At 74.0% G+C, this 20,218-nt stretch carries 12 protein-coding genes; 7 read left to right on the top strand and 5 right to left on the bottom strand.

The window, feature by feature from the left end:
- The first annotated feature begins 6 nt into the window (after positions 1-6).
- Together ACWDRB_RS48980 and ACWDRB_RS48975 are read left to right on the top strand one after the other, a co-directional pair.
- A complete protein-coding gene (locus tag ACWDRB_RS48980) occupies positions 7-1,878 on the top strand; it encodes a non-ribosomal peptide synthetase (protein ID WP_449906351.1) in 1,872 nt (623 codons plus the stop codon).
- A complete protein-coding gene (locus ACWDRB_RS48975) occupies positions 1,875-4,910 on the top strand; it encodes a condensation domain-containing protein (protein ID WP_449906348.1) in 3,036 nt (1,011 codons plus the stop codon). Before ACWDRB_RS48980 ends, ACWDRB_RS48975 begins: the two co-directional genes overlap by 4 nt.
- Here the strand turns inward: ACWDRB_RS48975 and ACWDRB_RS48970 are convergent.
- From ACWDRB_RS48970 to ACWDRB_RS48960, 3 genes are read right to left on the bottom strand one after another with little or no spacing between them, the layout of a single operon-like run.
- Positions 4,900-6,036: a 2-oxo acid dehydrogenase subunit E2 gene (locus ACWDRB_RS48970; RefSeq protein ID WP_449906345.1), complete on the bottom strand. Its 1,137-nt coding sequence runs from the start codon at positions 6,034-6,036 to the stop codon at positions 4,900-4,902. The two genes, ACWDRB_RS48975 and ACWDRB_RS48970, sit on opposite strands and share 11 nt — an antisense overlap.
- Complete coding sequence (locus ACWDRB_RS48965) at positions 6,033-7,034, bottom strand: alpha-ketoacid dehydrogenase subunit beta (protein WP_449906342.1); 1,002 nt, start codon at positions 7,032-7,034, stop codon at positions 6,033-6,035. Before ACWDRB_RS48965 ends, ACWDRB_RS48970 begins: the two co-directional genes overlap by 4 nt.
- Before the next feature lie 4 nt (positions 7,035-7,038).
- Positions 7,039-7,950, bottom strand: coding sequence for a thiamine pyrophosphate-dependent dehydrogenase E1 component subunit alpha (locus tag ACWDRB_RS48960; protein WP_449906339.1), 912 nt, complete (start codon positions 7,948-7,950; stop codon positions 7,039-7,041).
- A gap of 259 nt (positions 7,951-8,209) precedes the next feature.
- On the opposite strand from ACWDRB_RS48960, the gene ACWDRB_RS48955 reads away from it, so the two are divergent.
- Positions 8,210-9,625, top strand: coding sequence for a condensation domain-containing protein (locus tag ACWDRB_RS48955; RefSeq protein WP_449906336.1), 1,416 nt, complete (start codon positions 8,210-8,212; stop codon positions 9,623-9,625).
- A gap of 10 nt (positions 9,626-9,635) precedes the next feature.
- Entirely contained in the window at positions 9,636-10,928 is a 1,293-nt protein-coding gene (locus ACWDRB_RS48950) for a condensation domain-containing protein (protein WP_449906333.1), read from the top strand.
- Positions 10,929-10,944: 16 nt separating this feature from the next.
- On the opposite strand, the gene ACWDRB_RS48945 is transcribed toward ACWDRB_RS48950, so the two are convergent.
- Both ACWDRB_RS48945 and ACWDRB_RS48940 read right to left on the bottom strand, forming a co-directional pair.
- Positions 10,945-12,153: an FAD-dependent monooxygenase gene (locus ACWDRB_RS48945; RefSeq protein WP_449906330.1), complete on the bottom strand. Its 1,209-nt coding sequence runs from the start codon at positions 12,151-12,153 to the stop codon at positions 10,945-10,947.
- A gap of 51 nt (positions 12,154-12,204) precedes the next feature.
- Complete coding sequence (locus ACWDRB_RS48940; protein WP_449906328.1) at positions 12,205-15,291, bottom strand: BTAD domain-containing putative transcriptional regulator; 3,087 nt, start codon at positions 15,289-15,291, stop codon at positions 12,205-12,207.
- 212 nt (positions 15,292-15,503) lie between these two features.
- On the opposite strand from ACWDRB_RS48940, the gene ACWDRB_RS48935 reads away from it, so the two are divergent.
- From ACWDRB_RS48935 to ACWDRB_RS48925, 3 genes are read left to right on the top strand one after another with little or no spacing between them, the layout of a single operon-like run.
- Positions 15,504-15,890 carry a YbaB/EbfC family nucleoid-associated protein gene (locus tag ACWDRB_RS48935; RefSeq protein WP_364257937.1) on the top strand — a complete coding sequence of 129 codons (387 nt, stop codon included), beginning with the start codon at positions 15,504-15,506 and terminating at the stop codon, positions 15,888-15,890.
- Positions 15,891-15,911: 21 nt separating this feature from the next.
- Positions 15,912-16,211 (top strand): hypothetical protein, encoded by a 300-nt coding sequence (locus tag ACWDRB_RS48930; RefSeq protein ID WP_449906324.1) that lies wholly within the window; start codon positions 15,912-15,914, stop codon positions 16,209-16,211.
- Positions 16,208-20,218: a toxin glutamine deamidase domain-containing protein gene (locus ACWDRB_RS48925; protein ID WP_449906321.1), complete on the top strand. Its 4,011-nt coding sequence runs from the start codon at positions 16,208-16,210 to the stop codon at positions 20,216-20,218. Before ACWDRB_RS48930 ends, ACWDRB_RS48925 begins: the two co-directional genes overlap by 4 nt.

The raw sequence follows: 20,218 nt of genomic DNA, 5'->3' as shown, positions 1-20,218 counted from the left end.
CCGACGTTGAGTGACGACACGACGCCGCCCCCGCGCAGTGCCGCGAACGGGACGGTGGGCACGATATGGCGGTGGCTGGACAAGGCGCCCGACGCGGTGGCCGTGACCGGCTCCGACGGCCAGGTGACCTACCGGGAGCTGCACCGGCGCGTCGAGGACCTGGCCGCCGTGCTGCGCGGGCACGGCGTCGGCCCCGAGACGCCCGTGGGTCTGTGCATGGAGCGGACCACCGGGATGCTCGTGGCGATGCTCGCCGTGTGGACGGCGGGCGGTGCGTACGTGCCGCTGGATCCGGCCTTCCCCGCCGGACGGCTGCGCATGATGCGCCAGGACGCCGGCATCGGCCTGGTGCTGACCCAGGCGGGCGTCGATCCCGCACTGCTGGACGGCGTTCCGGCCGTCGTCACGCTCTCGCCCGGGGGGAGGCCGCTGACCGGCGCTCCCGCCCCGTCCGGCGGGGTCGCGGCCGATGGGGACCGGCTGGCGTACCTGATGTTCACCTCCGGCTCCACCGGCCGCCCGAAGGGGGTGGCGGTGCCGCACCGGGCCGTGGCGAACCTGCTGGAGTCGTTCGCCGAGCTGCTGCCGATCGGGCCGGAGGACCGGTGGCTGGCCGTCACGACGCTGTCGTTCGACATCTCGGTCCTGGAGCTGCTGCTGCCCCTGTTCACGGGCGGCCGGGTGGTGATCGCGGCCACCGGGGAGGTCTCCGACGGGTGGGCGCTGCGCGAACGGGCCGTCGCCGAGGGGGTCACGATCATGCAGGCGACGCCGGCGGGCTGGCGGATCCTGCTGGAGTCCGGCGGGGTCCCCGCGACGATCAGGACCCGGTTGTGCGGCGGCGAGGCGCTGCCCCGCGATCTCGCGGACGCGCTGCCGGCCGACGGCGCCGAGCTGTGGAACGTGTACGGCCCCACCGAGACCACCGTGTGGTCCACGGCCGGCCGGGTGCGGCCGGGACCCGAGGCCGTGGATCTCGGCTCGCCCATCGGGCGGACCTCGCTCCACCTGCTGGACGGGAACGGGACGCCGGTCGCCGACGGGGAGGCCGGCGAGCTGCACATCGGCGGCGCGGGGGTCGCCCGGGGATACCACGGGCTGCCCGGCCAGACGGCCGCGCGTTTCCTGCCCGACCCGTACGCCGGCGTCCCCGGCGCCCGCATGTACGCCACCGGCGACCTGGCCAGGATCACGCCCGACGGCCGGCTGGAGTACCTCGGCCGCGCCGACCAGCAGGTCAAGGTGCACGGATTCCGCATCGAACTGGGCGAGATCGAGGCCGCCCTGCGATCGGCCGCCGAGGTTAAGGACGCCGCGGCCGCCGTCCGCGACGGGCGGCTGGTGGCCTACCTGGTCCCGCGGGCGCAGGCCGTGGACTGGGCCGCGCTGCGCGAACGACTGCGCGCCTCGCTCCCCGACTACATGATCCCGGTCCGGCACACGACCCTGACGTCCCTGCCGCTCACCCCCAACGGCAAGCTCGACCGCGCCGCCCTGCCCACCCCGTCCTGGACGCGCCCCGGCACCGCCGCCTTCCGCGCCCCGGCCGCCGGGGTCGAGTCCGACCTCGCCGAGATCTGGGCGGGGGTGCTCGGCGCCACCGAGCCCATCGGCGCCGACGACGATTTCTTCGAGCTCGGCGGCCACTCCCTGGCCGCCACGCAGATCATCGCCAGGGTCCAGGCCAGGTACGGCCTCGAGGTGCCGATCGTCGTGCTGTTCGAGCGTCCGACGATCGCCGGGTTCGCCGCCCGGCTCGACGACCTGGACGACGCCGAGCTCAGCCTGGCCGACGTCGCCGCGCTGCGCGACCAGCTCGACGGCCTGAGCGCCGAGGAGCTCCAGGGGCTGTTCGACGACCTGGCGGCCGGGTCATGAGGGCGCCGCTGTCGCCCGCGCAGGAACGGCTCTGGATGCTCCAGCGGCTGGAGCCCGGCGACGCCTCGTACACGATGTACCTGGTACGACGCCTGCGCGGCCCCCTCGACCGCGACGCGTTCACCGCCGCCGTCGGCGCGCTCGTGGCCAGGCACGAGAGCCTGCGCACCGCCTTCGCCGAGGAGGACGGCACGCCCTGGGCGGTGGCCGGGCCGGCCGGCTGGGCGCTGCCGATCGAGTGGCTGACGGCGGCGGAGGAGCAGGTGGGCGCGCTGGTCGCCGAGCGCACCAACGCCGCCTTCGACCTGGCCGCGGGCGTCCCGCTGCGGGTCGCCGTCATCGAGGTGGCCCCGGACGATCACGTGCTGTGCCTGACGCTGCACCACATCCTGGCCGACGGGCACTCCCTGGAGATCATGCTCGACGACCTGGGCGAGCACTACGCCGCCGCCGTCGAGGGCCGCCCCGCCCGTCTGCCCGACGTGCGCATCCAGTCCAGTGACTACGCCCGCTGGCAGCGGCGCAGGGCGGACAAGGCCATGCCGTACTGGACCGAGGCGCTGGCCGCGCCGCCGGTCACCGAGCTGCCCTTCGCCCGCCCGGGAGCGCGCGCGGCCGTCCGGGAGGGCGGCCATCACTGGGTACGGCTGGGCGCGCGGCACCTCGCGGAGGTGGAGCGGCTGGCCGTGGCCCACCGGGCGACCCCGTTCATGGTGCTCATGGCGGCCTACCAGGCGTTGCTGTTCCGGCACAGCGGGCAGCACGACCTGGTGGTCGGCACCGTGGTCGCCGGGCGGGACCGGGTCGAGCTGGAGCGGATGGTCGGCTACCTCACCCAGACCCTGCCGCTGCGCGGCGATCTGGAGGGCGATCCGACGTTCGCCGAGCTGCTCGGGCGGGTCAAAGGGGTGGTGCTGGACGCGATGGGCCGGCCCGCGCCGCTGCTGGAGCGGCTGGCGCGCGGCGTCGAGACGCTGCTGCCGACCGTGTTCATCATGCAGGACTACGCCGCCGGGCAGGACCGGGCGTACGGCGGGGTCCGGGTGTCTGACTTCGAGGGACGCCACGAGCAGATCGTGGTGGATCTGCTGGTGGAGGTCTGGCCGGCGGGGGAGGAGCTGGCGATCTGCTTCGGCTACGACGGCGCGGTGTTCGAGGCCGGCGAGGTGGCGACGATCGCCGAGCGCTACCTGACGCTGCTGGCCGGGGCCGTGGCCAGGCCGGACACGCCGATCTCGCGGCTGCCCGCGTGGACCGAGCGGGACGAGAAGGCGATGGCCGAGCTGGCCGACGGTCCCGCCGAGCCGGTCGCGGACGGGGTGCTGGAGCTGGTGGCGGACGTGGTGCGCCGGACGCCGGAGGCCGTGGCCGTGCGCTGCGGCGATCAGGTGGTCTCGTACGCGGCCCTCTGGGACCAGGCCGGCGCGCTCGCCGGCACCCTGCGGGAGAGCGGCGTCCGGGAAGGTGACGTGGTGGCCGTGCGGCTGGCCCCGTCCGCCGAGGTGATCGCCGCGCTGCTGGGCGTGTGGCGGGCGGGCGCCGCGTACCTGCCGCTGGACCCGGCCGACCCGCCCGCCCGGCACGCCGACGCCATGGCCGCCGCGGGCGCCGCCTGGCTGATCGGCGAGGACCGGGTGCGCCCCGTGGCCGAGGGAAGCGTGGCCGAGGGAATCGCCTACGTGATGACCACCTCGGGGTCCGCCGGGCTGCCCAAGGCGGTGCTCGTCGAGCATCGTTCGGTGGCGGCCAGGGTCGGGTGGATGCGGCGGGAGTACGGCCTGGGGCCCGGGGACCACGTGGTGCAGTTCGCGTCGCTGAGCTTCGACACCCACGTCGAGGAGATCTTCCCGGCGCTCGCGTCCGGGGCGACGGTGATGCCGCTGCCGGACGGCCCCGCGAGCCTGCCCGACCTGCTGGCCGGGCCGGACGGGCACCGGATCACCGTGCTGGACCTGCCGACCGCGTACTGGCACCGGCTCGTCGAGTCACCCTCGGAGGTGGCCTGGCCGCCCGCTCTACGGCTGGTGATCCTCGGCGGCGAGCAGGCCGACGGGGCGGCCATCGCCCGATGGCATCGTGAGGGGCCCGGGGCTCGGTTGGTCAACACGTACGGGCCCACCGAGGCGACGGTCATCGCCACCTGGGCCGAGCTGGACGGGACCGACTCCGGCGGGCGCCCGCCGATCGGCCGGCCGCTGTCGGCCACGTCGGTGCGGGTGCTGGACGCCCGGGGGGAGCCGGTGCCGCCGGGCGCGGCGGGCGAGCTGGCGATCGGCGGCGCCGGGGTGGCCCGCGGATATGCCGGGCTGCCCCGCCGCACCGCCGCCGCCTTCGAGCCCGACCCGTACGGCGAGCCCGGGGCCCGGCGCCTGCGCACCGGTGACCGGGCGCGGTGGCGCTCGGACGGGCAGCTGGAGTTTCTGGGCCGCCTGGACGACCAGGTCAAGGTGCGCGGCGTGCGCATCGAGCCCGGCGACGTGGAGGCCGCCCTGCGCGAGCACCCCGGCGCCGGGCAGGTGGCCGTGGCCGCGCGCGGCGAGGACCTGGTAGCGTACTTCACCGGCCCGGCCGCCCCGGCCGAGCTGCGCGCGCACGCCGCGGGCCGGCTGCCGAGGGGCTTCGTGCCGACCCGGTGGTCACGGCTGGCGGAGCTGCCGCTCACCTCCCGGGGCAAGCTCGACCGGGCCGCGCTGCCCGAGCCGGACCGGGTCACCGGGACGGACTACACGGCGCCGCGCACCGACAGCGAGGCGCTGGTCGCCGAGATCTGGGCCGAGGTGCTCGGCCTTGAACGGGTCGGCGTGCTGGACGACCTGCTGGAGTTGGGCGGGCACTCGCTGATGACCACCCGGGTCGCGGCGCGGCTGCGGGCGATGCTGGAGGTGGAGGTGCCGATCCGGGTGGTGTTCGGCTGCGGCACCGTGGCCGAGCTCGCCGAGGCCGTCGAGGACCTGCTGATCGAGGAGATCGACGCGATGAGCGAGGAGGACGCGCGGCGCGCCCTGACCGGGCCGTCCGGGCTCAGGGAGTGATCGTCTTCCGGATGGCGTTCAGGAACATCGCCGCCTCGCGTCCGTTGACGAGGCGGTGATCGAACGCGAGCCCGAGGGTGACCGTGGTGCGTTTCACGACGTTCCCGGCGGAGTCGAGGGCGAACTCGTGCTGCGGCGCGCACAGCGACAGCGCGCACGTCTGCCCGGGGAACACGATCGGCACGGCGAGGAGCACGGCCGTGTCGGTGTGCAGGGTGACGACGATGTTCCCGCCCGCCAGGTCGTCCTCGCGGAACGCCGCCTGTGCCGCCTTCGTCCGGTACGCCGTGAGCCGCTCCGCGATCTCCTTGACGGACAGGCGGTCGGCGTCGCGCAGCACCGGGACGTACAGGCCGTTGCCGACGTCCACGGTGACGCCGACGTTCGGCGCCGTCGAGGGGCGTACGGCCAAGGGGTCGGCTGCCACCGGCTCGGCGAAGCACATCGGGAACCGCCCGTGCAGCGACGCGACCGCCGAGACCAGCAGCTCCGGCAGCCCGATCAGCGCCCTGGCCTCCTTGCTGAGGGCGCGGGCCCGGGCGATCGCGGGGCCGGCGTCCAGCTTCACGGCGGTGAAGGCGGCCGGGATCGTCTGGTGGGAACGGGTGACCGCGGCGGCCACGGCCCGCTGAACGGCCGGCAGCGGCTGCGCGTCGCCTGTGCCGGTTTCCAGTGTGCCGGTTTCCAGCAGGGCCAGGACGTCGGCACGCTTGATCAGCTTCTTGCCCAGTGTGCGGATCCGGGCCGGGTCCACGCCGTGCTCGTCGATCAGCGCCTGGGCGGGCGCGGTGACGATCGGCCCCTCGGCCGCCGCACCGGGGTCGGGGGCCGCCGGCGGAGGCGCCGAGCCGTCCGTCGCCGCACCGGGATCGGCGGCCGCAGGCGGGGGTGCCGAGGCGTCGGAGATGTGCGCGATCACGTCCCCGGGCCGGCAGGTCGCGCCGGTCTCCGCCGTCCGCCGCAGTACGCCGTCGGCCTCGGCCATCAGCTCCTCGGCCGCCTTGGAGGTCTCCAGGACCACCACCGGATCGCCCTTCACCACCCCGGCGCCGTCCTCGGCCAGCCACTCGACCAGCAGGTACTCGGTGTCGTTGTTGTTGAGCTTGGGCACGCGCAGCTCGGTCAAGGCAGGAGCTCCTGTACGGCGCGGACGATGGCGGTGTCCTGCACCAGCACGTCTCGCTCGAGATGGGCGGCCGCCGGGATCACGCTTGCCGCCGAATGGACGAGGGACACGGGACGCCGCAGGCGCCCCCAGAGCCGACTGTGCACCTGGTGCGCCACCTCGGCCCCCCAGGTGCCGCCCGCGGTGCTCTCCTCGGCGACGACCACGGCGCCGGCCCGCTCCAGCAGCGGCGACAGCGGGGCCACGTCGAAGGGGTACAGGCGCCGCGGCACGAGCAGCAGGCAGGAGATCTCCCGCTCCAGCAGCAGCGTGCGCATCGCGGCCAGGGCCCGGTGCGCCAGCCCGCCCGGCGCGACGATCACGCAGTCGGCCTGTTCGGGATCGTCCACGTACACCCTGGTCACCCCGCCGGCCCCGGGCAGCACGTCGTACTGGAACAGATCGTCCGCGACCCCGCCGCCGAAGAGCTGCCGGGTGTAGAGGATCTTGTCCTCGAACAGCAGGCACGGCTCGCCGCGCGCGAGCATCTCGCCGAACAGCTCGCGATGGTCGTCGAAGGGGGACACCTCGTACACCGCGAGACCAGGGACGCCGATGAAGTGCTTCTGCAGGCTCTGGCTGTGCGTGGGGCCGTAGCCGCGACCGCCTCCGGACGGGCAGCGCACGATCAGCGGCAGCCGCAGCGGCCTGCCGTACATGGAGACCGACTTGCTGGCGAAATTCACGATCTGGTCGAAGGCCAGGGCCACGAAGTCGGAGAACATGATCTCGACGATGGCCTTGCCGCCCGCGAGGGCCAGGCCGCCGGCCACGCCGACGATGCCGTTCTCGCTGATCGGGGTGGCCAGCACCCGGCCGGGGAAACGGCTGGACAGCCCTTTCGTGATCTTGAACGCCCCGCCGTACGGGTCGAGCACGTCCTCGCCCAGCACCCGCACGGACGGATCCTCGGCCAGCACCTCGTGCAGCGCCCGGTTGAGGCTCTCCGCGACCCGCATCGCCTCAGCCCTCCCGCGCCGACAGCGGCCGCCCGAGCACCTCGCCGGCGACCACCTCGACGAACGCGCGCGCCTCCGCGTCCATGCGGGCGAAGCGGGGGGAGCCGCCCTGGCGCGGGTACCAGTCGTGGTCGCGGGCGTGCCGGATCTCCTCGGCGGAGCGGGTGTCGTCGCCCTTGCTGTGCGGCCCGATCCGGTGCGTGGCGAACTCCACCACCAGCGGTCCCGCGCCCTGCCTGGTCCGCTCGAACAGCGGCCGCAGCGCGTCCCGGATCTCGTGCGGATGCCGCGAGTCCACGTGCAGGAACCGGCACCCGAACGCCCGCGCCCGATCTCCGATCGTGCCCGCCAGCTGCGCCGACGTCGGCGTGGTCTGCGCGATCCCGTTGTTCTCGGTCACCACGACCAGCGGCAGCCGCCAGAGCGCGGCCATGTTGAGCGCCTCGTACACGGCGCCCTCGCCCCACGTCCCGTCGCCGATGTACGCCAGCGCCAGCGCGCCCGGCTCGGCGTCCCGCAGGTGCAGCGCCACGCCCGCGGCGACCGGCAGGCTCTCGCCCTGGATCCCGGTGGACAGGTAGCGGCCGGACAGGATGTGCTGGCTGCCGCCCACGCCCCCGCAGACCGCGCCCTCCCGCCCGGTGATCTCCGCGAGCAGTCCGTACGGATCCCGGAATCGTGCCAGGTAGTGGCCGTGTCCGCGATGATTGCTGAAGACATAGTCCCGCTCGCCCAGCAGCGGCGTCAGCGCGACCGGCACGTACTCCTGCCCCAGACAGGTGTGGGTGGTGCCCTGCACGAGCCCTTGGCCGAACAGGTCGAGCAGCTTGCGTTCGAAGTGCCTGATCAGCAGGAGCAGCCCGAGGTCGTCGTCGGACAGGTCCTCCGTGATCTCTTCCAGCAGGCGTTCCGGCACGATCGGCACTCCTTGAGGGGGAATGGTGGTTTTGGGAGCGCTCCCATAAATTCTATCGATCACCATGAGGAGCGGCAATGGTCGAACGGGGAGCTTTCCAGACTGTCAAATGCCGAGAATGAAGGGCCGGTGTCACGTGTGCTGATCGCCCACCGTCCGATTCCGGTCACATGGCGTCGCGGTGGGGGATCTTGACCGGCCTCCAGCGTGAAACCTAGGCTTCGGTGGGAGCGTTCCCAACTTTCGAGGTGACCCCCACGTGAGCCCCGACCTCGAGCGCGAGAAGCTGCGGCGCCGCCTGGCCACGCTGCCCCCCGAACGCCGTGCGGCCCTGCGCAGGGCGCTGCTCGGCGGCCGGGACCAGCGCACCTGGCCGCTGTCCACCGGGCAGGAGCGGCTGTGGTTCCTGCAGCGCTTCGATCCTGACGACTGCGCTTATCACATCACCTGGCCGGTACGGCTGCGCGGCCCTATCGACGAGACCGCACTCGCCGCGGCGTTCACCGCGATCGCCGCCCGGCACGAGGTGCTGCGCACCCGCTTCGTCCTGGACGGCGACCTGCCCGCGCAGCTCGTGGACGAGCCCGGCGAGGTACGGCTGGACCGCCTGGATCCCGCCTCCGCCGACCTCGTACAGGCGGTCGCCGGCTACGCGGGGCGGCCGTTCGACCTCGCGGCGGCCCCCGCGTGGCGGGCGGGCCTGCTGCGCCTGGCCGCCGACGACGCCGTCCTGTGCATCGTGCTGCACCACATCGTGGTCGACCACTGGTCGCTCGACGTGCTCATGCGCGAGCTCGGCGAGTGCTACCGCGCCCACCGGGAGGGCCGTGCGCCCCTGCTGGACGAGCTGCCCGCGCAGTACCGCGACTTCGCCGCGGCCGAACGGCGGCGGGCCGAGGAGGGCCGGGACCACCTGGACTACTGGACCGAACGGCTCGCCGGGGCACCCCCGCTCGACCTGCCCCTCGACCACCCCCGCCCGGCCCGCTGGACCGGCCGCGGCGCGAAGGCGGCCGTGGCCGTGCCGGACGCGGACGTCACCCGCCTGGAGCTCCTCGCGCGCGCCCACCGGGCCACCCCGTTCATGGCCCTGCTCGCCGCGTGGCAGGTCACGCTGGGCGCGGCCGCCGGGCAGGACGACTTCTGCGTGGGCGTGCCCGTGGCCGGCCGGGATCGGCCCGAGCTGGCCCCGCTGATCGGCTACTTCTCCACCACGCTCGTCGCGCGGGCCGACCTGTCGGGGGACCCGACCTTCGGCGAGCTGCTGCGGCGTACCCGGATCGGCACCATGAAGGCCCTCGCCCACGCCGGAACCTCCTTGGACCGCATCCTCGGCGCGCTGCGGGTGCCGCGCGACCTGAGCCGTCCGCCGCTGTGCCAGGCGATGTTCAACCTCACCCACAACCTGCCCACCGGCGACCTGCTCCGCACCGAGCTGGGGGACCTGGCCGTGGAGGTGTGTCCGCAGCCCGACCTGGGCCGGGCCCGGGTGGAGGTGTCCCTCGACGTGTACCGGGGGCCCGAGGGGATCGGCGGCTGGCTGGAGTACTCGACCGACCTGTTCGACGCCGCCACCGCGCACCGTCTGGTGGAGGCGTTCGCCCGCGTGGTGACGCGCGCGGGCGGCGACCCGAGCCTGCGGCTGTCCGAGCTGGGAGCAGCGGTCCGGAACTAAGGAGAGCGCCATGCGGCTTTCGGTGGACTTCGCCTCCGGCCGTTCCGGCACGGCGGAGCTCGCATGGGGACAGCGGGACGTCTGGACGGCTATCCAGGGGGTGGGGCCGGACGCACGCTACTTCAACGTGCCCCGGCTGCTGACCGTCCCGGGCGCGGGAGGCCCGCGCCGTCCCGGGGCCGTGGCGGCCGCTCTGGCCGAGGTGATGGGTCGGCACGACGCCCTGAGATCCGTGGTACGGCTCGGCGCGACCGGGCCGTACCAGGAGGTGGCGGCGGCCGGGACCCTGGCGATCGAGCCGGTCGAGGCCGCACGCGGCGACGTGGACGATGCCGCGGCCGGACTTGTCGCCCGTCTGGCCGGGCGACCCTTCGGCGACGGCGAGCAGCCGCTGCGCGCCGGGATCGTGGTCCGCGACGGCGTCGCCACCCACGTGGCGCTTGTGATGAATCATGTCGTCGCGGACTGGCGCGCGGCCGACGTCGTGGTACGCGATCTGCGGATGCTGCTGCTCCGCGGAGTGATCACGCGACCGCCGTCGTCGCAGTTGCTCGACCTGGTACGGGAGGAGGAGGCGGCCTCGGCCCGTTCGGCCCGGTCGATCGCCCAGTGGGAGGCGCTGCTGCGGACCGTACCGTCCGCCATGTTCCCCACCGTGGTCGGCAGCGGCGCGACGCCGAGGTTCGCGCGGGCCGTGCTGTCGTCGCCCCGGCTCGACCACGCCGCACAGGTGCTCGCCCGCCGCACCGGCGTCAGCACCGCCACAGTCCTGCTGGTGGCGGTCGCCATGCTGCTGCGCGAGCTGACCGGGCACGAGGTGTCCGCGATCACCCCGATCGTGCACAACCGCTTCGACAGCCGGACCCGGGGCCTGGTCACCAGCCTGAATCAGCTGGGACTGTTCACCCTGGGCCCGTGCGGAAGCCTTGCCGAGACCCTCGTGAGCGCGTATTCGGCGGTTCTCGCGTCTTACCGGCGCGCCCGCTTCGACTCGCTGGCCCTGCACGCGATGGTCGACCGGATGAGCGCCGACCGAGGCGTCCCCATGTTCCCGTTGTGCTGCTTCAACGACCTGCGCCCCGGCGAGGATTCGGGTGGCGCCGACCGCGCGGACGGGGAGTCCGAGCTGGAATGGCTGCCCGGCATGGACCGGCGCAGCTGCGACTTCTGCGTGGCCCTGATGCGCTGGAAGGGCACGCTCGGTGTGGAACTGAGCGCCGACACGACCCGCCTGCCCAAGGGCGAGATGGCCGCCCTCCTGCACCGGCTGGAGTGCTTCGTGGCCGGCGCGGCTCACCCCTGACGGGGCCGAGTCCCGCTCAGTAGTCCTTGAGGGTGATGGCGTTCGCGGCGGCGTTGAGCGGCTTCAGGATCGGGCGCAGGGCCAGGTCCTTCCAGGGCAGGTGGCTGACCATCCGCATCATGGTCGTCTGCATGCGGATCTGGCGGGTGCTGCCGGCCACCATCTGTTTGGCGTTGCTCTCGCCGAGGCTGAGGTTCACGTCGACGTACCCGCTCATCTCCTCCTGGTAGCGGGCGAACGCCACCCGGTGGTCGCCCCCGGCGGCCTTCAGCTCGCCGGCCAGCACGTACGCCCCCACGAGGGCGAGGCTGGTGCCCTGCCCCGACAGCGGCGACGGGCTGTGCGCGGCGTCGCCGACCAGCGCGATCCGCCCGGCCGACCAGCGGTCCAGCCGGACCTGGCTGGCGGAGTCGAAGTAGAAGTCGGGGGAGTGCGGCATGGCGGCCAGCAGCGTGGCGCTCTCCCAACCGGCGCCGGCGAAGGTCTCGGCGACCAGGCGCTGCTGTGCCGCGACGTCGCGGCGGTCGGGCAGCACGGCGGGGGTGGGGAAGATGAACTGGGCCTTGGCGGCGGACTGCCGGGTGCTGTAGAGGTTCACGACCTTGCCCGGCGTCGGGTAGATCAGCTCCCAGCGGTCGAGGCCGAGGTGGTTGGGCACGGTGAACACGCACGCGTGCATGCCGAGCGGGCGCACGAACTTCGCCTCTTCGCCGAAGACCTGGGCCCGCAGGTTCGAGTGCAGCCCGTCCGCGCCGATCACGAGGTCGAACATGCGCGGCGCGGAGCGCGCGAAGGTCACCATGACGCCGTCGTGGCCCTGGGTGAGGCCGGTGATGCTGTCGCCGAACAGGTACTCCACGCCCTGCTTGGTCGCGTCGTACATGATGCGGGCCAGGTCGCCGCGCAGCACCTCGTCGTCGCCGCGGGCCCGCAGGCCGATGAGGTCGGGGCCCAGGGTCGCGAGCGGCTTGCCGGCCGTGTTCACCCAGGCGCCCCCGCGCATCTGAGTGCTGTACCGCTTGACGGCCGGGGTGAGGCCCATCCGGTCGACGACGTCCATCGCCACGCCGCGCAGGTCGACCTTGTAGCCGCCTTCCCGCAGCGCCGGGGCCAGCTCCACGACGGTCGGGGTGAACCCGTACCGCTGCAACCAGTAGGCGAGGGCGGGACCGGCCACGCTGGCGCCGGAGATCAGGACCGTCTTGTTCACGAGGTGTTGTGTCATGGCGACAGCGTCGCCGGTCCCGCTCGCCGGGCGCTCACCAAGCGCTCACCGTCACTTACCGGCCAGGTCGAGCACCTCCTCGGCGCTCAGCGCGCGGCCCCGGCGACGTGCTTCGGCGTACCGGCCGGGGCCGAGCGCGCGTTCGGCCTCGGCGGCCGTCTCGTCCACGTCGCGGTCGGCGACCAGCTCCGCCCCACGCAGGGACGCCGCCGCGCCGATGAGCGTCCCGGCCCGCTCCGCGTCACCGGTCAGCAGCGCGGCCCCGGCGAGGCCGTCCACCGCGTCCGCGGCGGCGGGCAGGTTGCCGCTGCGCACGGCCGTCTCGAGCGCGGCGCGGTGGTGGGCGCGGGCCTGCGCGGCGTCCCCGTCCATGGTGGCGGCCCAGCCGAGTCCGGTGAGGATGCGGGCACGGATCCGGCTCCCGGTGATCGAGGCGTCCCCGCAGTCGGCCAGCGCCGCCTCGTACAACTGCCGGGCCTGGTCGGGCTCGCCGGATCGGCGGGCGAGGTCGGCGAGGCCACGGCGGGCGTCGGCGAGCAGGTCCGGTGCGCCGACGGCGCGGGCGACCTCGGCGGCGCGCCCGTAGCCGGTCCCGGCGGCGGCGAGGTCACCGTCCTGGGCCAGCAGGTCGGCGCGGCGGGTGAGGAGGTCCGCGGCGTCCTCTGTACGGCCGAGCTCCTCGATGAGCGTGATGGCCTCGTCCATCCAGGCGACCGCGCGGGCCCGCTCACCGCGCCAGGCCGCGATCCCGGCGAGCTTGTCCAGCGAGTTCGCGATCGCCCAGCGGTCGCCCGACGTGCGGAAACCGGCCAGCGCGGCGGTGAGCGCGTCCTCGGCCGCGGAGGTCCGCCCGCCGAGCAGCAGCCGCAGTCCGTCGCCCATGCGCAGGAACGCCTGCGACCACGGGTCGGTGTCGAACAGCCGGTGCTGAAGCGCGGGGTCGACGTCGAGCAGGCGTCCGGCCATCGAGAGCAGGAACACGACGTGGGGCCGGCGCAGTGGCCGGTCGTGCGCGGCGAGGCCGGCGGCGGCGCGGTCCAGGTGGTCGCGCAGGCCGGCGTCGGTGGAGTTGCCGGTCGCGGCGGCGGTCACGACGCAGCACGCGTACTCCTCGACTTTCTCCGCACCGGGAGCGTGTTCGCCCAGCAGCCGGGCGGCGAGCGGGGCGGCCTCGCCGCGCAGGCCGCGCAGCCACCAGAACCAGGAAAGGGCCGCGATCAGCCGCGCGGCCAGCGGCGGGTCGGCGGTGACGGCCCAGCCCAGTGCGGCCAGCAGGTTGCCGTGCTCGGCGTCCAGCCGCGCGAGCCGATCCAGCTGGCCGGGCCCCCGCAGGTGGTGGTCGGCGGCTTCGGCCAGCGCGGTGAAGCACTCCGCGTGCGCCCGCAGGCATTCCTCCCGCTCCCCGGTCTCGGCGAGCCGCTCCGCGCAGTACTCGCGCACCGTCTCCAGCATTCGGTAGCGGCCGTCGTGTGCCTCGACGAGCGACTTGTCCACCAGGCCGGCCAGCACGGCCGCCACGTCGTCGGACCCGGCCGGCCCGTCCAGGCCGCAGACCCGCTCCGCGTCCGCCAGGGTGACGCCGCCCGCGAACACGGTGAGCCGGCGCGCGAGCGCCTGCTCATCCGGGTCGAGCAACCCCCAGCTCCAGTCGACCACCGCGCGCAGCGTCTGATGCCGGGGCGCCGCGGTGCGCTCGCCGCGCGACAGCAGCCGGAACCGGTCGGCCAGCCGCGCGTCCACCTCGTCCAGGGTGAACGAGCGCAGCCGGGCCGCCGCCAGTTCGATGGCCAGCGGCAGCCCGTCAAGGGCGGCGCAGATCCGCCGCACCGCGCCGATCGTGGCGGCGTCCACGACGAACCCGTGCCGTACGGCGGCGGCCCGGTCGGCGAACAGCCGCACCGCCGGGCAGGCCAGCGCCTCGGCGAGCGCGGCATCGGGTGCGGGCACGGCCAGCTGCCCGACCGGGAAGAGGACCTCACCGGTGATGCCGAGCGCCTCCCGGCTGGTGGCCAGGATCCGCAGCGCGGGGCAGGCGGCCAGCAGCCGGTGCGCGAGCCCGGCCGCGCTCGCGACGACTTGCTCGCAGTTGTCCAGAATCACCAGCACCGGCCGGTCGGCCAGCGCCGCGACGAGCCGATCCTCCGGCGGTCCCGACTCGCGCAGGCCCAGCGCGGCGGCCACGGCCGGCGCCACCTGCGCCCCGTCGCTCAACGCGGACAGGTCGACGAAGCACACCTCCCCGGACACCCGGCCGCTCGCCTCCACCGCCAGCCGCGTCTTGCCGGTGCCACCCGGACCGGTCAGCGTGACCAGCCGTGATCCGGCCGGCAGCGCCGCGAGCTCGCGCAGCTCCTCCGCCCTTCCGACGAAGCTGGTGAGCTGGGCCGGCAGCCGCCGGAGCGCGGGGGCTGCCGCGGGTTGGGCGCGCAGGATGGCCAGGTGCGCCTCGGCCAGCTCGGCGGACGGATCGACCCCCAGCTCGTCGCCCAGGAACCGGCGGGCCTGCTCGTACGCGGCGAGCGCCTCCGCCTGCCGGCCACCGGCGTACAGGGCCCGCATCAGCAGCGCCCGCGCCCGCTCCCGCAACGGGTGCGCCTCCACCAGCTCCGTCAGCTCCGCGGCCACCGCGTGGTGCTCGCCCAGCGCGAGCGCGGCCTCGGCCCGGTCCTCCACCGCCGCCAGCCGCTCCTCCAGCAGCCGGGCGGCCGCCGCCTCGGCGAACGGCGCGTCCAGCACGTCGGCGAGCGCCGGCCCGCGCCACAGGTCCAGCGCCTGACCCAGCACCATCGCGGCGCCCGCCGGGTCCCCGCCGGCCAGCGCCTGCCTGCCCTGCCCGGCCAGCCGGGCGAACCGGTGCGCGTCCACCGCGTCGAGGTCGACCGCGAGCCGGTAGCCCGCCGGTCCGAACTCCACGGCCGCCCCGTCACGCAGTCCTCGCCGGAGCCGGGAGACCTGCGACTGCAGCGCGTGCGCCACGTCGGCGGGCGCGTCCTCGCCGTACAGGCCGGCGGCCAGCCGCCCGACGCTCACCGGGCGACCGGCCTCCAGCAACAGCATCGCCAGCAGCGACCGCACCTGCGGGCCGCCCACCGCCACCGGGCCCCCGTCGGGCAGGCGCGCCTCAACCGGACCCAACACGCCGAACCGCATCAAAAGCCCCCGGCTTCGCACATGCCGGCAATTATCCCAGCCGCGGGCCGCTCAGCGCTCCGAGGCGGTCTCCCGTACCCAGGGCAGCGCACAGCAGGACGGAGACCGTGGCCGAGCTCCTCTGACCGCGCGGGCCGGGTCACTTCGACGAATCCTGAAATGGGGCTAGGAGCCGACTTTCCCCCATTACGGTGCGAGAAATGAACGCTGACCAGTTGCATGAATACGCGAACCAATTGCGTGACAATTTCTTGCGACTGCAGGATCAATCCCTGGAACTGCACCAACGCGCCCGAGCCCTGCAGGTCACCCACAGCTCGCCCGACGGCCTCGTCACCGCCACCGTGGGCGCCCGCGGTGACCTGATCCGGCTCGAGCTCGACCCCCGGGTCTCCCGCCTGCGGGACAGCGGCAGGCTGGCCGGCCTCATCACCGCCACCGTGCAGCAGGCCGCGGCGATGGCCCAGGAGGAGATCGTGCGGATGTTCGCGCCCCTCGTCCCGCCGGAGCAGATGCGGGCCCACCTGGATGGCGACCTCGACAGCGTGCTGGGGCACCTGGACGACCGGCTGCGCGAGATCGGGTAGCGGATGGCCGAGCACGTACGCATGGAGCGGTCTCAGGTCGAGGCCGGGCTCAAGGGCTGGCAGGGCCACGCCGCCGGACTCGGTGACGCTCTGCGCGACGCCGGCGCCCGCATCGAACGGCTGAACGCCGCCGCCCCCTGGGGTGGCGACTCGGCCGGGCAGGAGTTCTACCGGGCGTACTCGGCCGAAGGAGGGCCCGACACTCTCATCGCCTGGGCCGGACAGCTCATGAGAGACCACGAGGCCACCGGCGAGGGTGTACGGCAGACCGTGGAGACCACGAGCGAGGCCGCCTCCGCGCCGAGGGGCGACCGGGTGTGAGCGTCCACGCGGGGGCGGAGCACAACCGCAGCACACCGGTCACCAGCCCGCCGGGCGGTGGCGACGACACGATCGGCAGCGGCGGCTACGCGACCGACGTCACGCCGGCCTGGGGAGAGGGCGCGCCCGAGTGGGTGGACGTCCTGATCTCGCTGGTGGCGGCCGGGCAGATGTGGCCGGAGGGCAGCGAGAAAGGCCTGGCGGAGCTGGCGGTGGCCTTCGACGACCTGTCGCGGGCGGCGCTGGCCGGGCAGGACGTGAGTTCGCGGGCCACGATGCTCGACGGGTGGTCGGGCGCGTCGGCCGACGCCTTCCGCGAGCACGCCGACGAGCTCGCGTCGGGGGAGACGGGGCTGGCGGGGATGGCGCAGGCCGCTCGGGCGTACGCGCTGCAGCAGGACTCCTTCGCGCGCGCCACGCAGTACGGCAAGCTGTCCATCAACGTCGGCTACTGGATCACGGTCAGCGCGGCCGCCGTCGGGGTCACGGCGAGCTTCCTCACCGCGGGCGCGACCACACCGCTGCTCGCCGCGTACGCGCAGCGGCTGCGTACCTTCCTCAACCAGGTGTTCGGCTCGCTGGAACGGGCGGCGGGGGCCGGGCGCGGGCTCACGACCCTCGCGCCGAAGCTCGCCGCCGTCCAGACGGCCCAGTTCGGCGGGCGAAAACTCGGCCAGGGGCTGCTGGCCAGGGCGGTCACCAGCCACATGCTGCGCGAACTGCCGGAGGAGGTGGGCGAGGGCCTGCTCATGGACGGGCTCGCCCAGCGCCGGCAGATGGACCTCGGGACGCGTACGAGCTGGGACACCCGCATGACGGCCGCGAACGTCCTCGGAGACGCGACCGGCGCCTTGCTGGCGTCCCGGGTCGCGCCCGCGGTCTCCAAGTACGTCTCCGGCCTCCCCGGCCTGCGCCACCTCGACACCGCGGCCGGGGACGCCGGTGGGCTGGCGAACGTCCTCATGCGGTACCCCACCAAGGCCGCGAGCGCGGCCGCCACCAACGCGGTCGTCTCGGCCCCCGCCGGGATGATCTCCAACGGCGTCGTGTACGGCACCTGGCAACTCCCCACGATGGAGGGGCTGGTGGGCAGTATGGCGGCCGGCGCCGGCCGAGTGGGCACCATCAGCCCTCTCAGCACCGACGTCCTCTCCGCCCTCGCCAACCCGTCAACGGCCCTCGCCCGCGCGGACTCCACCGTCCGCGCCCAAGACCCCACCCCCTCGCCCTCGGCACCCACCGCCGGCTCCGGCCACGTCGGGAGCACCCAGAACACCGCCACCCACGGGGCCGGCGGGGTCACCCCGATGACCACCACCCCGCCCACCCCGGCCGGCGACGCACACGGGACCGGTTCGACAGGCACCCCCCAGCGCAGCGGCCCCACCCCGACACCGGCCGGCGCCCCCACCGCGTCGGCCCCCACCGCGTCGGCCCCCACCGCGTCGGCCCCCAGCGCGTCGGCCCCCAGCGCGTCGGCCCCCAGCGCGTCGGCCCCCAGCGCGTCGGCCCAGGCCGGAAGCGCACCTACCGGAGCGCCACCGAGCACCACCTCCAGCGGCGCCACCCAGGCAGGCGCGACACCACAAGGATCAGCACAGAGCACCGCGTCCGGCGGGACCGCGCAGGCCGGCGCGGCGTCGCAGGGTGCGCCATCGGGCACCGCGCCGGGGGGGACGGCGCAGGCGGGTACGGCACCGCAAGGATCGGCACCGGGCACCTCGTCCGGTGGGACGGGGCAGGCCGGTGCGGCATCGCAAGGGGCGGGATCGAGCGGCCAGTCGGCGGCCGTTGGTGCGCCAGGTGGCTCATCGGCACAGACCAGCCCGATCGGCACGGCTGCCGGCACCCCGGTCGCCGGGACGGGTGGGCCCACCACCCCGGCCGCGGCGGGGGCCGGGCCGACCGCCCCGGCCGCTGCCGCCTCTGTGCCGACGGCCTCTGGCGCCCCGAACGTGACAGGGCCCGGGGTGGATGTCGAGGGCGGGGGGTTGGTGCCGTCCAAAGAGGCGTTGGCTCTGGCGCTCAGTGGGGCGGGCGCCCCGTCCGTACCGAGGCTCGAGGGGATCGGGCCGGAGGCGGCGAGTGACATTGATCAGGCGTTACGTGAGCTGGCCCGTGACTACCCGGACCTGACGCGCGCCCTCGGCGCCGTCAGCACCACGGACCCGCACGGGAACTTCGTCACTCAGCCGGACCTGGTGGCCTACGCGGTCATGGACGGCGGTGAGCGGGGCATCCACCTGAACCCTGTCGCCATGGCCGACCAGGTGGAGGCCGGGCGGGTGGAGGAGGCGACCGGGTGGACGGTGCCGGGCGGTGGGTCGGTGCGCGGTGTGCTCTACCACGAGGTGGGCGAGCACATCGCCGACCGCATCATCAGCGACCCCGATGCGCGCACCGCCCTGGACGCCACCGTCTCGGCCGCGCTGGGCCGCCCGTACGACGTCACAGGAGTGCACGACCAAGAGACCGTGACCGCCGTCGAGTCCCGCCTGTCCACGTACGGCGCCACCACCCCCCGCGACCTGATCGCGGAGGCGTTCACCGAGTACAGGACCTCGGCGACCCCGCGTCCCCTGGCCAGGGCGGTCGGTGAGCTGATCGATCGGCTGCACAGCACGCAGGCACACCGGACACAGGACACCGCGCTGACGACGCGCTCCCGCGAAGAGGTCTATGCCCGCAGGCGCGGTCCCTCCGACGACCCGGAAGCGGATCCGGACCTGTGGGCGCTGCGGGCCATGGACGGGCGGATGAGCGAATCCCGCTATCGGGACGAGGACGCCGAACGCCAGGCAGGCAAGATCCTCCAGCGCATGGCGAACACCTGGGGCCGCGACGGGACCCAGTGGCTGCTGGATACGTTCCAGGCGCGTTCCCCGTACGTACGCGACGGCATCGTCTGGGCCGCCCGCCAGAACGGCCTGGCCGGCCCGAGCGGCGAGCAGCAGTCAATGGCACAGACGTCTCGGCCCCTGGGCCAGAGCGGCCAGAGCGGCCAGTCGCAGGAGGCCGCCTACCAGGCCGAGAACCTGTACGACTCCCAGGCCGACCGGCGCCACTGGAAAGACGTCATGCGGGAGGCCGACCATCTCGCCCACCAGTACACGGCCGCCGACCGCAACCAGGACGCGGACGCGTTCCAGGACGCCATCGACAACGCCCAGGCGTTCGTCCGCCGTCACGGCCTGGCCGACGCCGGCCGGACGCCTTGGTACAAGTTCAAGGGCGCGGCGGAGATGGACGACTGGATGGCCTTCCGCGAGAGGGAGGACACCAGCACCGGCATCGGCTTCATCAGCGAGATCCTGCTCTATGACTTCGACCTGGAGCCGGACGACCTCAAGGGCACCGGTGCCGCCGGTCAGAGTGGGACGAAGGGGTACGAGCCGCCGATCTCCGACCACGACGACTTCGGCAAGGTCAATGTCGAGCGCCGGACCAAGGTGCCCCTTGCCGGACTGCGCCCGCAACGGGTGGAGGACTACGACAAAGCCTCCCAGCCGCTCAGCGAGGAGCACAAGGAGGCCATGCGGAAGGCGTACGGGGAGTTGCGGAAGTTCATCGACGACCTCGGCTCCAGGGAGATCAGGTTCGGTGACCTGCTCGCGATCATCAACAAGGTCAACCCGACCGGGCACAACAGGAACTGTCCGGAGACCAGCCTGGCCATCGACGACATCCTGCGCGGCAAGCCGGCCGTGGCCGGGCCACTGAATGCCGCGCCGGTCCCGGTCATCCGCACCACGATGGGCAGGCGGGCGATCGAGAAGCACCTGCGGCTCAGCAATCTCAAGAAGGTAGAGAAGATCTTGCAGAACGAGGGGCCGGGATCACGCGGCGTGGTGATCGGCTACAGCGGCTCCGGCATCGGGCACGTGTGCAACGTCCTCAACGTCAACGGCCACATCTACTACGCGGACGGCCAGCACCAGCGGGTGTACATGGACCGGCACCCCATGGAGGGCAAGTACCGCGAGTACGACTTCTTCCAGACCCGCTGA

It is taken from the genome of Nonomuraea sp. NPDC003707 (genome assembly GCF_053587055.1).
This window is presented reverse-complemented; position numbering and strand designations above follow the sequence as displayed.

Bases quoted from the DNA above. Each gene is read 5' to 3' on its own strand.
- ACWDRB_RS48945 (WP_449906330.1), bottom strand. From the start codon at position 12,153: ATGACACAACACCTCGTGAACAAGACGGTCCTGATCTCCGGCGCCAGC.
- ACWDRB_RS48950 (WP_449906333.1), top strand. From the start codon at position 9,636: ATGCGGCTTTCGGTGGACTTCGCCTCCGGCCGTTCCGGCACGGCGGAG.
- ACWDRB_RS48975 (WP_449906348.1), top strand. From the start codon at position 1,875: ATGAGGGCGCCGCTGTCGCCCGCGCAGGAACGGCTCTGGATGCTCCAG.
- ACWDRB_RS48930 (WP_449906324.1), top strand. From the start codon at position 15,912: ATGGAGCGGTCTCAGGTCGAGGCCGGGCTCAAGGGCTGGCAGGGCCAC.
- ACWDRB_RS48935 (WP_364257937.1), top strand. From the start codon at position 15,504: ATGAACGCTGACCAGTTGCATGAATACGCGAACCAATTGCGTGACAAT.
- ACWDRB_RS48965 (WP_449906342.1), bottom strand. From the start codon at position 7,034: ATGCGGGTCGCGGAGAGCCTCAACCGGGCGCTGCACGAGGTGCTGGCC.